Source organism: Agromyces sp. CCNWLW203 (assembly GCF_036576125.1).
Classification (GTDB): domain Bacteria; phylum Actinomycetota; class Actinomycetes; order Actinomycetales; family Microbacteriaceae; genus Agromyces.
In genome coordinates, this window is record NZ_JAZHYX010000005.1 from 163051 (window position 1) to 176312 (window position 13262).

The 13262-nt window shown below is 70.6% G+C and carries 16 protein-coding genes; 10 read left to right on the forward strand and 6 right to left on the reverse strand.

The window, feature by feature from the left end; all coding sequences use genetic code 11:
* Positions 1–41: 41 nt before the first annotated feature.
* Both VPH61_RS12910 and lpdA read right to left on the reverse strand, forming a co-directional pair.
* Positions 42–203, reverse strand: a complete 162-nt coding sequence (locus VPH61_RS12910; protein ID WP_332063910.1) for a hypothetical protein — start codon at positions 201–203, stop codon at positions 42–44.
* Positions 204–315: 112 nt separating this feature from the next.
* Positions 316–1716 carry a dihydrolipoyl dehydrogenase gene (gene lpdA, locus VPH61_RS12915; protein ID WP_332063911.1) on the reverse strand — a complete coding sequence of 467 codons (1401 nt, stop codon included), beginning with the start codon at positions 1714–1716 and terminating at the stop codon, positions 316–318.
* 241 nt (positions 1717–1957) lie between these two features.
* Here lpdA and VPH61_RS12920 point away from each other — a divergent pair, with 241 nt between their 5' ends.
* The 9 genes from VPH61_RS12920 to VPH61_RS12960 all read left to right on the forward strand — a co-directional run bounded on the left by VPH61_RS12920 (position 1958) and on the right by VPH61_RS12960 (position 8913).
* Entirely contained in the window at positions 1958–2884 is a 927-nt protein-coding gene (locus tag VPH61_RS12920; RefSeq protein ID WP_332064103.1) for a DMT family transporter, read from the forward strand.
* A gap of 217 nt (positions 2885–3101) precedes the next feature.
* A complete protein-coding gene (locus VPH61_RS12925) occupies positions 3102–3461 on the forward strand; it encodes a GntR family transcriptional regulator (RefSeq protein ID WP_332063912.1) in 360 nt (119 codons plus the stop codon).
* The gene (locus tag VPH61_RS12930) at positions 3458–4366 is read left to right on the forward strand and encodes an ABC transporter ATP-binding protein (protein WP_332063913.1); all 909 of its coding nucleotides are present in this window, start codon (positions 3458–3460) and stop codon (positions 4364–4366) included. Before VPH61_RS12925 ends, VPH61_RS12930 begins: the two co-directional genes overlap by 4 nt.
* Entirely contained in the window at positions 4363–5127 is a 765-nt protein-coding gene (locus VPH61_RS12935; RefSeq protein ID WP_332063914.1) for a hypothetical protein, read from the forward strand. The genes VPH61_RS12930 and VPH61_RS12935 overlap by 4 nt, the downstream gene beginning before the upstream one ends.
* Positions 5128–5291: 164 nt before the next feature.
* The gene (locus tag VPH61_RS12940; protein WP_332063915.1) at positions 5292–5993 is read left to right on the forward strand and encodes an ABC transporter ATP-binding protein; all 702 of its coding nucleotides are present in this window, start codon (positions 5292–5294) and stop codon (positions 5991–5993) included.
* Positions 5990–7309: an FtsX-like permease family protein gene (locus tag VPH61_RS12945; RefSeq protein WP_332063916.1), complete on the forward strand. Its 1320-nt coding sequence runs from the start codon at positions 5990–5992 to the stop codon at positions 7307–7309. The genes VPH61_RS12940 and VPH61_RS12945 overlap by 4 nt, the downstream gene beginning before the upstream one ends.
* 97 nt (positions 7310–7406) lie before the next feature.
* Positions 7407–7748 carry a chorismate mutase gene (locus VPH61_RS12950; RefSeq protein ID WP_332063917.1) on the forward strand — a complete coding sequence of 114 codons (342 nt, stop codon included), beginning with the start codon at positions 7407–7409 and terminating at the stop codon, positions 7746–7748.
* A 38-nt stretch (positions 7749–7786) separates the two neighbouring features.
* Positions 7787–8722 (forward strand): SDR family NAD(P)-dependent oxidoreductase, encoded by a 936-nt coding sequence (locus tag VPH61_RS12955; RefSeq protein WP_332063918.1) that lies wholly within the window; start codon positions 7787–7789, stop codon positions 8720–8722.
* Positions 8719–8913, forward strand: a complete 195-nt coding sequence (locus VPH61_RS12960; protein WP_332063919.1) for a hypothetical protein — start codon at positions 8719–8721, stop codon at positions 8911–8913. The genes VPH61_RS12955 and VPH61_RS12960 overlap by 4 nt, the downstream gene beginning before the upstream one ends.
* A 79-nt stretch (positions 8914–8992) precedes the next feature.
* Here the strand turns inward: VPH61_RS12960 and VPH61_RS12965 are convergent, their stop codons facing one another.
* The 4 genes from VPH61_RS12965 to VPH61_RS12980 form a co-directional block, all read right to left on the reverse strand.
* Entirely contained in the window at positions 8993–9553 is a 561-nt protein-coding gene (locus VPH61_RS12965) for an OsmC family protein (RefSeq protein ID WP_332063920.1), read from the reverse strand.
* 106 nt (positions 9554–9659) lie between these two features.
* Positions 9660–10082 (reverse strand): GNAT family N-acetyltransferase, encoded by a 423-nt coding sequence (locus tag VPH61_RS12970; RefSeq protein ID WP_332063921.1) that lies wholly within the window; start codon positions 10080–10082, stop codon positions 9660–9662.
* On the reverse strand, positions 10079–11341 hold the full coding sequence (locus VPH61_RS12975; RefSeq protein ID WP_332063922.1) for an alpha-D-ribose 1-methylphosphonate 5-triphosphate diphosphatase: 1263 nt from the start codon (positions 11339–11341) through the stop codon (positions 10079–10081). Before VPH61_RS12975 ends, VPH61_RS12970 begins: the two co-directional genes overlap by 4 nt.
* On the reverse strand, positions 11338–12075 hold the full coding sequence (locus VPH61_RS12980; RefSeq protein ID WP_332063923.1) for a GntR family transcriptional regulator: 738 nt from the start codon (positions 12073–12075) through the stop codon (positions 11338–11340). Before VPH61_RS12980 ends, VPH61_RS12975 begins: the two co-directional genes overlap by 4 nt.
* A gap of 247 nt (positions 12076–12322) precedes the next feature.
* Here VPH61_RS12980 and VPH61_RS12985 point away from each other — a divergent pair, with 247 nt between their 5' ends.
* The gene (locus tag VPH61_RS12985; RefSeq protein ID WP_332063924.1) at positions 12323–13249 is read left to right on the forward strand and encodes a phosphate/phosphite/phosphonate ABC transporter substrate-binding protein; all 927 of its coding nucleotides are present in this window, start codon (positions 12323–12325) and stop codon (positions 13247–13249) included.
* Positions 13250–13262 lie beyond the last annotated feature (13 nt).

Below are 13262 nucleotides of genomic sequence, written 5' to 3' on the forward strand. Positions count from 1 at the left end.
TGCGCTTCGGGTCGACTCCTATCTCGGTGTCCTGGTCTCGCTCATCGCTTGCCTGAGTCGACCCAGCGTGTGTGCGCCCGCAGCCCGTGGAACACTCCTTGCCTGATGACGAGGTACATCAGCAATAGCCAAACGAGGAGACCGAGTGCGGCCGCGGCCCAGGTGGCGATCGTGACGAGAAGAACTTGCTGGTCGGGTTCCATAGGGAGAACCGTACCGGGTGCCCGCCCCTTCAATCTGGAGCGAGGCGGCGGAAAGACTGGCCTGTCCACAGCCGGTTCGTGTCGACTCGGGACGACCGCGCCCATTGATGCTTCACATGTTGATCATGTGCCCCGCGAGGCCGTGGAACGTCTCCTGCAGCGCCTCCGACAGCGTCGGGTGGGTGTGCACGTTGCGGGCGAGCTCGAGCGCGCCGAGGTCCCACTTCTGGGCGAGGGTCAGCTCGGGCAGCAGCTCCGAGACATCCGGACCGACCATGTGGCCGCCGAGCAGCTCGAGGTGCTTCGCGTCGGCGACGAGCTTCACGAACCCGACGGGCTCGCCGAGGCCGTTGGCCTTGCCGTTGGCGCTGAACGGGAACTTCGACACCACCACGTCGTAGCCCTCGTCGCGGGCCTGCTGCTCGGTCAGCCCGAAGCTCGCGACCTGCGGCGAGCAGAACGTCGCGCGCGGCATCATGCGGTAGTCGCCGAGTTCCATGGTCTCGGCGTCGCCGATCGTCTCGGCCGCCACGACGCCCTGCGCCTCGGCCACGTGGGCGAGCATGAGCTTCGCGGTGACGTCGCCGATGGCGTAGATGTGCGGCACGTTCGTGCGCATGCGTTCGTCGATGCCGATCGCCCCGCGCTCGGTGAGGGCGACGCCGGCCGCCTCGAGCCCGAAGTTCTCGACGTTCGGCGCGAAGCCCACGGCCATGAGCACCTTGTCGACCTCGAGCGAACCCGGCTGGCCGTCCGACCCGGTGTACGAGACGGTGACGGACGACCCGTTGTCGACGACCGACCCGACCTTCGTCGAGGTGAGGATCGGCACGCCGAGGTTGCGGTACTGGCGGGTGATCTCCTTGGAGACCTCGACGTCTTCGTTCGGCAGCGCCCGGTCGAGGAACTCGATGACCGTGACGTCGACACCGTAGTTCTTCAGCACGTAGGCGAACTCCATGCCGATGGCACCGGCGCCGACGATGGCTATCGAGCGCGGCAGGTCGCGGGTGAGGATCTGCGACTCGTAGGTCACGACGTTCTGCGACAGCTCGACGCCGGGCAGCAGTCGAACGCGCGAACCGGTCGCGATGATCGCGTTCGCGAACGTGACCTGCTCGGTCGTGCCGTCGGACTTCGCGACATCGATGGCGTTCGGGCCCGTGAACGAGCCGCGCCCGTCGAACTCGGTGATGCCGTTCTTCTTCATGAGGAAGTGCACGCCCTTGACGTGCTTCTCCGACACCTGGCGGCTGCGGTCGAACGCGACGCCGTAGTCGAAGTGCGCGTCGCCGCTGATGCCGAAGGTCGCCGCCTGGTCGTGGAAGATGTGGGCGAGCTCGGCGTTGCGCAGGAGGGCCTTCGAGGGGATGCACCCGACGTTGAGGCACACGCCGCCCCAGTACCTCTCCTCGATCACGGCGACGCTGAGACCGAGTTGGGCGGCGCGCACCGCGGCGACATAGCCGCCGGGACCGGCGCCGAGGACGACGACATCGAAATGGCTGGTCATGTGCTCCAGCCTATGGTCGGGCCGGCGCCGGCGCACCGGGGAATCCGGGCCGGCATCGTGCAGCGGATGCCGCGACTGCCGAGCTTCGGCGGATTCCGGACAAGCACCCCGGCGGTGGTGTCGGGCGGTCGGCGGCCCGGCATACGCTCGACCGGTGAGCACCAGCACCGCACCGAACGCCGCCGCCGCGGCATCCGCTCGACCGGGTCTCGGCGACGTCGCGACGTCGCAGCCGAACCGGCTGTCGACGTGGCTGCAGTTCCTCGGCATGGGCGTGGTGTGGGGTGCCAGCTTCCTCTTCATGAAGGTCGCCCTCGAGGGCGTCGGCTTCACGCAGGTCGCGTGGTCGCGGCTCGTGCTCGGCGGCCTCACCCTCGGCGTCATCGTGCTCGTCATGCGGCCGCGCGTGGCATCGCCGACGGGGGAGCGCGGGCCGGTGCTGCCGCGGCAGCCCATCGTCTGGCTGCACTTCGCGGTCATTGCGATCAGCGGATGCGTCGTGCCCCACATGCTCTTCGCGTGGGCCGAACTGCACGTCTCGTCGAGCCTCGCGTCGATCTACAACGCCGTCACCCCGATCACGACGGCGCTCATGGCGACGCTCGCGTTCCGCGTGGAGCGGCTCGCGTCGGCGCAGTGGGCCGGGGTGCTCGTCGGCATCGCGGGCGTCGTCGTCATCATCGGACCGTGGCAGTACGCGGCGCTCACCGGGAGCCTCCTCGGCCAGCTCGCGTGCCTCGGCGCGGCCGTCTGCTACGGCTTCACCTTCGGCTACACCCGCAAGTTCCTGAGCACCAGACCGATCGCGCCGGCGACGTTCGCGTTCCTGAACATCGGCATCGCGGGCGCGATCATGCTCGTGCTGACACCCGTGATCGCCTGGCAGCCGGTCGAACTCGACCTCGCGATCGTCGGTTCGCTGCTCGCGCTCGGCGTGCTCGGCACCGGGCTCGCCTACATCTGGAACATCAACGTGCTGCGCGCCTGGGGCCCGACGAATGCGTCGACCGTCACCTACGTCACGCCCGTGGTCGGCGTCGCGCTCGGGGTGCTGCTGCTCGGCGAGCGGTTCTCGTGGCACGAGCCGATCGGCGCGGTGCTGGTGCTCCTCGGCATCCTGCTTGCCCAGGGCCGGCTGCGCCTCCGGCGCCGCGCCGCCGCCGCCTGACCGGCGGGCGCGCAGCCCGCCCGCGCGCGCACGCGCGCGCCTCGGGACCACTCGTGTCGCACGGGACACCCGACATCACGGGTCCGGTGCGAAACGAGTGGTCCCGACCGCGACGGAACTCGGGGTTGACAGCCGCGCCCGCACATGGTTGGTTAGTTACACAAGTAATGAACCAACCAAGGTTCGGCACAGCATCACGGCAGACAGTTGGGCGGGCATGGACGAATCACGTCCGATCTTCATCCAGATCGCAGAACAGATCGAGAACGACATCATCGAGGGCAGCCTGCCTGAGGGCGGCCAGATCCCCTCGACGAACGAGTTCGCGGCGTTCCTGCGCGTCAACCCGGCGACCGCACTGAAAGGGGTGACCCGCCTTGTCGACGACGGCATCGTGGAGAAGCGAAGAGGCATCGGCATGTTCGTGACGACCGGTGCACGCGAACGACTCGTCGAACGCCGACGGGCGGGCTTCGCCACCGAATACCTCAGACCACTCATCATCGAGGCCGAGAAGCTCGGCATCGGCATCGAAGAACTCGCGGGCATGCTCCGCGCGGAAAGGATCCAATCATGACCGGCACAGTGGTGCGGGCCACCGGCCTGACGAAGCGCTACGGCTCGTTCACAGCCGTCGACGCGGTGAACCTGTCGCTCGAGGAGAACCGCATCTACGGTCTTCTCGGTCGGAACGGCGCTGGCAAGACGACCATCATGCAGATGCTCACCGGGCAGCTGTTCCCGGATGCCGGCGAGCTCGACGTCTTCGGGCGCGAACCCGCCGAGCACGCCGACGTGCTGCGCCGGATGTGCTTCATCGCCGAGTCGCAGCGCTACCCCGACAGCTTCAAGGCCGCGCACGTCTTCAAGGCGGCGCCGTGGTTCTTCGAGAACTGGGATGCCGCGTTCGCCGAGCAGCTCATCGCCGACTTCCGTCTGCCGCTCAATCGCTACATCAAGAAGCTCTCGCGCGGCCAGCTCTCGGCGGTCGGCGTCATCGTCGGCCTCGCGTCGCGTGCGCCGCTCACCTTCTTCGACGAGCCGTACCTCGGACTCGATGCCGTGGCCCGCCACATCTTCTACGACCGCCTGCTCGAGGACTACGCCGAGCACCCCCGCACGATCGTGCTCTCGACCCACCTGATCGACGAGGTCGCGAACCTCCTCGAGCACGTGATCCTCATCGACCAGGGCCGCATCCTGTTCGATCGCGACGCCGAGGAACTGCGCGGGTCGGCGACGACCGTCGCGGGTCCGCGTGCCGCGGTCGAGTCGTTCGTGGCCGACCGGCCGGTGATCGGTCGTGAGGGCCTCGGCGGGCTGGCATCGGCCACCATCGACGGTCGACTCGACCAGGCCGACCGCATCCGCGCAGCCGAGGCGGGGCTCGAACTCGCGCCCGTCTCGCTCCAGCAACTCATCATCCACATGACCGGCACCGACCTGAGTGCCGACTCGACGAATCAGGAGGTGGCAGCATGAGTGCCGTCATCGATCAGCCGATCGTGCGCACCGAAGCCGGCTCGCGGGCCCACGAGATCTGGCGCGTCGTGCGCCTGCACGCCGTCACGCCGTCGGTCTTCTTCGGCATCCCATGGATCATCCTCGGCAGTGCCTGGGCGGTCACGATCGTCATCGCACTCATTATCTCGAGCGCGGGCAGCGGCGGCGAAGACATCGATGGCATGCGGTACAGCTGGGCCGTGCTCTCCCCGCAGTGGTACCTCGTGGCGGTCGGCGTGCAGGCCGTCGGCCTGACGCTCTCGTTCGCGCTCGGGTTCGGTGCGACGCGGCGTGATTTCTGGCTGGGTACGTCGCTCATGTTCGTGCTCGTCGCGGTCATGTTCGCCGTGGCGATCGCGACGCTCGTGCAGGTCGAGATCGCGACGAACGGGTGGTGGGTCGGGGCGCACATGTTCGACGCGCTCTGGTACGGGCAGACCAACTGGCTGGTCGACTTCTACACGACCCTCTCGCTGCAGCTCCTCGTGCTCTTCCTCGGCGCGGCCGTGACGACCGTGTTCATGCGGTGGCGCATGCGCGGCATGATGTTCATGCTGTTCGGCTCGATCCTCGTGCTGCTCGCCTTCGTCGCGACGGTCACGTGGAGCAACGCCTGGCCGGCCGTCTTCGAGTGGTTCGCCGCCATCGGCCTGGTCGGCACGTTCACCGTCGTGCTCGCGCTGGCCGTGGTGTGCGCAGTCGGCGGCTACCTCGTGATCCGGCGGGCGACGCCCCGCTGATCGAGCGGGTTCCAAGCCGCGGCGCGGCATCCGGTGGGGGTCGGATGCCGCGCCGCATCCGTCTGCCCGCGGCGCACCGTCATCCGGGAGGATGACGGCGCCGCCGCGCGAATACGGCGCGCGACCGACGCGCCGCACCGGCCTGCCCGGGCAGGCTCGAGGGTATGAGTTCCTTCGTGATCGAGGCATCCGGCCTCAGCAAGTCGTTCGGCCAGACGCATGCCCTCGCGGGCGTCGACCTCCAGGTGCGCACCGGGGAGGCGATCGCCATCATGGGCGCATCGGGCTCGGGCAAGACGACCCTGCTGCACTGCCTCGCGGGCATCACCCGCCCCGACGCCGGCACGGTCGCCTTCCAGTCGGGTGCGGGCCGGGTCGACGTCACCTCCCTCAGCGAACGCGAGCGTTCGAGGCTGCGGCGGGAGGCGTACGGCTTCGTCTTCCAGCAGGGGCTCCTCATCCCCGAGCTCACCGCCGTCGAGAACGTCGCGCTCGCCCTCATGCTGAACGGGATGCCGCGCGCCCGCGCCGAGGAGTACGGCCGCGGCTGGCTCGCCGCCCTCGGCCTCGCCGGCATGGAGGACCGCCGCATCGGCCAGCTCTCGGGCGGTCAGGCGCAGCGCGTCGCGATCGCGCGGGCGCAGGTCACCGGTGCCTCCGTCGTCTTCGCCGACGAGCCGACCGGCGCGCTCGACTCCGCCACCTCGGCCGAGGTCATGCAGGCGCTGCTCGATTCGACGACGGGTCAGGGCCGCACGCTCGTGCTCGTCACGCACGACGCGGATGTCGCGGAGCGGTGCACTCGCATCGTCGACATGCGCGACGGCCGCATCGTCGGCGAGCGCGTGCCAGGGGTCGCCGCGTGATCGCCCGCGTCGCGTGGCTGCTCGCCCGGCCCGGCACCGCCGGTGCGGCGGCGAGCCTCCTGCCCGTCACCGCCTTCGCGATCGTCACCGCGTTGCTCCTCGTCGTGCTCGGCGGCGCCCAGTCGTTCTGGACGTGGCCCGACGAGATCGGCGTGACCTACCAGGCGCTCGCGGTCATCGCCCTCGTGCTGCTCGTGGTGCCGCTCGCTTCGCTCGGCGGTGCGGCCGCCCGGCTCTCGGCCCGGCGCCGCGACGACCGGCTCGCGACCCTGCGGCTGCTCGGCGCGACGCCGGCGACGGTGTCGGCGCTCGCCGTGCTCGAGTCCGTCGTGCTCGCCGCCGCGGGCGCCGTCGCCGGGGTGCTGCTCTACTTCGCGCTCGTGCCGCTCGTCGCGCTCATCCCGTTCCGCGGCGAGGCGCTCGGCATCGACGGCGTGCTGCTCGGCCTGACCGCGCTCGCCGCAGTCTTCGGCGGCGTCGTGCTGCTCGCCGCCGCGAGCGCTGTGCTCGGTCTCCGCCAGGTCGTCATCTCGCCGCTCGGCGTGCGCACGAAGCAGGATGCCCCGAAGCTGCACTGGCTGCGGATCGCCATCGGCGTCGCGGTCATCGCGATCGCGTTCCTCATGATGGCGGTGCTGCAGGTGGCGGGCTCCGTGCTCATCATCCTCGCGATGCTCGGCCTCGCCTTCGGCGGCACGATCGCCGTACTGAACCTCATCGGACCGTGGGTCATCCGCCTCGTCGCCCAGTCGCAGGCGCGACGAGCGAAGGCGCCGGCACGCCTGCTCGCGGCACGCTCGGTGCTCGAGTCGCCGAAGGCGGCGTGGCGGCAGGTCTCGGGCGTCGCGATGACGAGCTTCATGGCCGTGTTCGCGGGCACGGGCATCGCGCTGCTGGGCTCCTTCGGCGAGGCCGCCGATGCCGAGTCGATGCAGCTCTTCGCCGACATCCGCACCGGCATCCTCATCACCGTGGTCGGTTCGTTCCTCATGGTCGCGTGTTCGGTCGGCGTGAACCAGGCCGCGGGCATCCTCGACCGTGGCGAGCTCTACCGCTCGCTCGACATGCTCGGCATGCCCACGCCCACGATGGATGCCGCCCGGCGTCGCGCGGTCATGTCCCCCCTTCGCATCACCGCGATCGGGTCGGCGGTGACCGCGGCCATCGTGATGCTGCCGCTCACGGGCGCCGCGATCATCGTCGCGCCGCTCTCGCTCGCGGTCATCGCCGGGGTGCTCGCGGCCGGCATCGGGGTCGTGTGGCTCGGCCTCCTCGCGACGAAGCCGATGCTCGAGCGGGCGGCGGCGGGCGCCTGACCCCGGTGCGGGTCGAGCCCGGCAGATCCTCGAGTCGCCTGATTCTGTATGGAATCGGGCGACTCGAGGTGCGTGCGCGCACGGGTACGCTCGAAGCATGAGTGACGGGTCCTTCGACGAACGTGATGCTGCGATGAGCGAACTGCTCGGTATCCGGTCCAGCATCGACAACATCGACGCGGCACTCATCCACCTGCTCGCCGAGCGGTTCAAGTTCACCCAGCAGGTCGGTCGGCTGAAGGCGACGCACGGCCTGCCGCCGAGCGATCCCGACCGCGAGCGGCGTCAGATCGCGCGTCTCCGCAATCTCGCGATCGACGCGCACCTCGACCCGGCCTTCGCCGAGAAGTGGTTCAACTTCGTCGTCGCCGAGGTGATCCAGCATCACGAGGAGCTCGCCAACGGCGCGTCGGCGCCCGGCACCACCGACGAGCTGTGAGCCCCGAGCCGTGAGCACTGAGCTGTGAGCGCCGAGTCGTGAGCTGGTACCCGACGGCGATGCCGCCGCAGACGGGCAAGCGGTACCTCGTCACCGGCGCGAACGCCGGCATCGGCTTCTTCACGTCGGCACGGCTCGCGGGCGCGGGCGCCCACGTCGTGCTCGCCGGCCGCAGCCCCGAGCGGCTCGAGGCGGCGATGGCCGCGATCCGCGGCGCGCGCCCCGAGGCATCCGTCGAACCGCTCGTCATCGACACGGCCTCGCTCGACTCGGTGCGGGCAGGCGCCGCCCGGCTACTGCACCGCCCACCGTTCGACGGCGTCGTGGCGAACGCGGGCATGGTGCACACGCCCGAACAGCGCCTCGAGTCGCCCGACGGCAATGAGCTCGTGCTCGCGACGAACGTGCTCGGCCACTTCGCGCTGCTCGCCCAGCTGCTGCCGAATCTCGCGCCCGGCGCGCGCATCGTCACCCTCGGCTCGCTCTCGAGCCGGCTCTCGACCTTCCGCCTCGACGACCTGCAGCTCGAGCGCGGCTACGACTCCTGGCGGGCCTACGCGCAATCGAAGATCGCCACGCAGGTGTTCGCCTTCGAACTCGATCGACGGCTCCGGGCAGCGACGGCGCCCACTCGAACGCTGCCGCTCGCAAGCCTCGTCGCCCACCCGGGCTACTCGGTCGGCGGCCGGACCCCGCGGGTGCCCGGCGTCAACGAGCCGTCGACCGGCAAGCGGTTCCGCGACGCGCTGCAGGGGGCATGGACTCAGGGCAAGCATCGCGGCGCAGAGGTGCCGCTGCACGCGCTCACCGCGCCCGACGCCGAGGGCGGCCAGTTCTGGGGGCCGCGCTGGACGACGAAGGGCGCGCCGGCCCTGCAGACTCCGACCCGCACGTCGACGGATGCCGCGATCGGCACTCGCTTCTGGGCCTTCGCCGAGGAGGCCACCGGCACGACGTTCAGGGTCGGCACATGAGCGAGCCTGCCGCGAAGCCGCGGTTCTTCGCCCGGCCGAAGGTGCGCCGCATCCTTTCGCGCACCGTGGTCGTCGTCGGCATCGTGCTCGCCGCGATCGGCGTCGTCTCGGGTCGCTACGGGTTGCTGTTCGCGGGCATCATCGCCGTGGGCCTCGGTGCCGCGATGGGCCCGGCGCGCATCCGCCGTTGAGGGTCGCGCCGAGGTCGCGCTGAAGCGAGGAGCCGAACGCGAGCGCTCGCGAGCGACGCAGGGGCGCCGACGCGAGCGCTCAGCCGAGCACCACGGTCGTCGGCACCGGGTTCGCGAAGAGGTCGAGCACCGGACAGTGCGCGTCGACGGTCTCGCGCAGCGTCTCGTAGCGCTCGGCGCTCTCGGGGCCGTGGAGCTTCACGGCGAGCCGCACCTGGTTGAAGCCCGCACGCACCGATTCGTCGATGCCGAACAGCTTGCGCGCGTCGAGGTCGCCCTCGGCGGTGATCTCGATGTCGTCGAGCTGGATGCCGAGCGCCCCGGCGTACAGGCGGTAGACCACGATCTGGCAGGAGATGAGCGCGGCGAGGGCGTACTCGACGGGGCTCGCGGCAACGTCGTCGCCGGCGAGGGCAGCGGGTTCGTCGACTTCGAAGCGGTGCCGACCGGCGGTGATCGCGCTCGCGACCGAGCCGGTGCCTCGGCCGGTCACGGTGTACGTGAGGTGGGCGGCATCGGGGTTGCGCTCGATACGGTCGGCCCATGCAGCGCCGGCCGCGGCGAGCCGTTCTGCGGGTTCGGCGGGCGGGAAGGCGGTCGTGGCCGTGTCGGTCGTGACAGTGTCGTCGAGGAGGGTCATGCCCGAACGTTATGGCGGGACGGAGGCCGGTCGCTCGCGCCGCGTCACCGGAGGCAACGGATCGTCACACGACGAAGTGGCTCCGAGAACGGACCGGCACCGGGCTTCAGGCCGGCTTGATCCAGCGGCTCCACTCGGGCTGTGGAGCGTACCCCGACGAGCGCCAGATCGAGTGCCCGAGTTCGTTGCCGTCGAGCACCATCGCGTCGATCCGCGTGGCGCCGAGCGCGGTCAGCCGCGCCTCCGCGTGCCCGAGCAGCCGTCGGCCGAGGCCCTGACGACGGAACTCCGGGCTCACGGCGAGCCGGTACAGGTGACAGCGCCACCCGTCCCAGCCGGCGATGATCGACCCGACGATCGTGTCGCCCGAGACGGCCACGATGAGCGCGTCGGGGTCGCGAGCGATCACGGCGTCGACCGCGGCGGCCGTATCGACCGGACGGGTGGCGTTCTCGGCAGCAGACATCCAGAACTGCAGCAGTTCCGGCACGTCTGCGCTCGTCGCGGGCCTGATCTGCACATCGGTCATGACGCCGATTCTGCCGCACCGTTCTCGACCACGAATGCCGGCAGCGTCGCGAGCACGCGCGGCCAGGCACCCGCGAGGTCGGCGAGCACGAGGTCGGCGCGGAGACCGGGGCAGAGCGCACCCCGGTCGCGCAGCCCGACCGCGGCGGCGGGGCCGCTCGTCACGAGACGCACGGCCGCGGGCACCGTGCACGCTCCGGTGGCGACGAGTCGCATGACCGCGCCGAGCTGGGCGTCGGGCAGGTAGTCGGAGGCGAGTGCGTCGACGAGGCCGGCCGAGATCAATTCGCCGGCCGAGACGTTGCCGGCGTGCGAGCCGCCGCGCATCGCGTTCGGGGCACCGGCGACGATCATGAGTCCGCGCCGGCGAGCGTGCGCAGCCGCCTCCCGCGTCGTCGGGAACTCGGCGACGGCGCCGCCGCGGTCGACGAGGTCGTCGATGTCCTGTCGCGTCGCCGGGTCATGGCCGAACAAGCGGATGCGCCCGGCCCGGGCGAGTTCGCCGAGCCGTTCGAGCGTGCGGCGGCCGGTCTCCGACAGCTCGTCCCTCGAGTCGCGCCACCACTCCACGTGCGCCACTGCCGCTGAGGGCGACATGCCCTCGCCCTCGACCATCCAGCGGCGCATCGTGGCGGGGTCGGCGTACTGACCCTGCCCGGGCGTGTGATCCTCGTGCGAGACGACGAGTACTCGGTCGCCCGCAGCGGCGACGCGGGCCTCGAGGGCTGCGGCGCCGACCGCGCAGCGCACGTCGACGCGGTGCAGGATCCGCATCGCGGGTGATCCCGCCGTCTCGATCGCATCGGCGACCTCCTCGGCCGGCGGCGAGCCGATCGGGAGGCCCACCGCGCTTCGCTCCTGGAAGGCGACGCCCTGGAACGCCGTCGTGATGCCGGCCGCACGGACGCGGCCCTCCGCCGCGGCGAGCGCGAAGCCGACCGGCACCGAGGCCCCGGGCCGCGGGCGCAGTTCTCGTCCCACCGCGTCGCCGTGCACATCGATGAGGCCCGGCAGGCACATCGCGCCGCGGCCGTCGACGTCGGAGGAACCGCCCGGCGGATGCGGCTCGACGGCTTCGATGATCCCCGAGCGCACCACGATGCGGGCATCATCGAGGATCCGACCCGACAGCACCGCGCGCACATGGCCCAGCACGAAGCCGGCAGGCGGGCGGCCGAGCGGCCAGCCCGCGGCATCCGACCGCCCCGCTGCATCCGTGCGCCCCGCCGCAGCCGGCCGCGCGGTCGCCGGGGTCGTCACGGAGCCGCCCCCTCCGGCGGCACGTGCCCGCCGAGTTCGAAGACGACCCGCATGGCGTCGGCACGGATCCAGCGGCGGGTGAAGCACAGGAGCCGCCCCGAGACCGCGTCGCGATTGACGCTCTCGACGAGCCAGACCGGGTCACCGGTCGCGCACTCGAGGCCCTCGGCCACGTCGTCCGACGCGACCTCGATGCTCGCCCGCGAGGATGCGCGTTCCGGAGCGGCAGCGGCCATCTGCCGCAGGATCTCGTGCAGCGACGTCTCGTGGCGGATCGCCGTGGGCAGTTGCGGCAGCACGTCGACCGGCACCCACTCGTCGCCCCATGAGGCAGGCAGTTCATCGGTGAAGGAGCGACGACGAAGCCGGTACCCGGCCTCGCCGGCAGCGCGGCCGAGATGGCCGGCGACGTCGCTCGGCAGGTCGAGGGCGTCGCACGACAGCACGACGCTGCGCGGCACGGCGCCCGCCTCGCGCACGGTGCGGCTCCACGAGGGTTCCCGGTCGGCCGAGATGACGTAGTCGATCCGCTTGGCCGTGTAGGTGCCGCCGCCCTTGATGCGGCGCACGAGCATGCGCCGTTGCAGTTCCTGCATCGCGGCGCGCGCCGCTGCGCGCCCGACGCCGAACCGCTCGGCGATCTCATGCTCGCCGGCGACCTTCGTGCCCGGCGGCAGCTCGGCGAACTCCGCCGCGAGCAGGTCGGCGATGTGGCGGAACCTCGTCTCTGCCATGTGGTGAAGTCTCGCCCGCCGAGGTGAACCGCAGGTGAAGTGACGGAAGCGTGTCCGGGTTCCTGCCGGATCGAAGCCTGCAGCAGTGCGACGGCAACCTGCTCGTACAGCCGCACGGAGCCGCCGCCTGTGGTTCGCCTTCCGGTAACCACGCCGCCGTCGCTCGTTGGCGGCGCCTGCCTACGTTGGGGCAACGGAACACACAGCATGCGCCTGCACCGGGCGCAGCGGTCATGAAAGGTTTCCGATGAAGCTCAACACCAAGGCCTGGCCCGCGATCGCCGCAGCGGCCCTGCTCACCGTCGGCCTCGCCGCGTGTTCGTCGCCGTCCACGGCCGACGACACGGCAGCGGATGCCTCGGGCGCCACGTTCGCCGTCGACGAGAACACGCTCGTCTTCGGCGTCGTTCCCGACTCGGTCGACACCGAGACGAACTACCAGCCCCTCATGGACTACATCGCGGCCGAGACCGGCAAGACGGTCGAGTACCACGAGTCCACCGACTACGCCGCGCTCATCGAGGCCGCCGTCGCCGGCAAGATCGACGTCGCCTCCTTCTCGGGCTTCACCTACGTGACCGCGACCAACAACGGCGCCGCCCTCACCCCGATCTCCTCGATCATCACCGAAGAGGGCCAGGAGCCCGGCTACTTCTCGCAGGCGATCGTGCCCAAGGGCAGCGACATCACCGACCTCGCCGGCTTCGAGGGCAAGAAGGTCTGCTTCGTCGACCCGTCGTCGACCTCGGGCTACCTGTTCCCGACCTACAACCTGCTGAACGAGGGCATCGACCCCGAGGCCGACATCACGCCGGTGTTCGCGGGCAAGCACGACGTCTCGGTCACCAAGACCGGTGAAGGCGTCGAGTGCGAGGCCGGCTTCGCCGAGGACAGCGAGGTCGAGAAGAGCGACAAGGTCGAGGTCATCGCCGAGACCATGGTTCCCGGCGCGCCGATCGTCATGTCGAACACCCTTCCGGAGGAGCTGCAGTCGCAGCTCGTCGGCATCCTCGCCGAGGTCACGATCGACGACATCATCGCCGCCGGCATCGACAGCGCCGACAGCGACGGATTCCGCAGCGTCTTCTTCGCCACCTCGCCGGTGGACGACGCGTACTACGACACCATCCGCGACATCTGCGAGAAGACGAACGCGGAGCAGTGCCAGGGCTGACGCCTCGGCACTG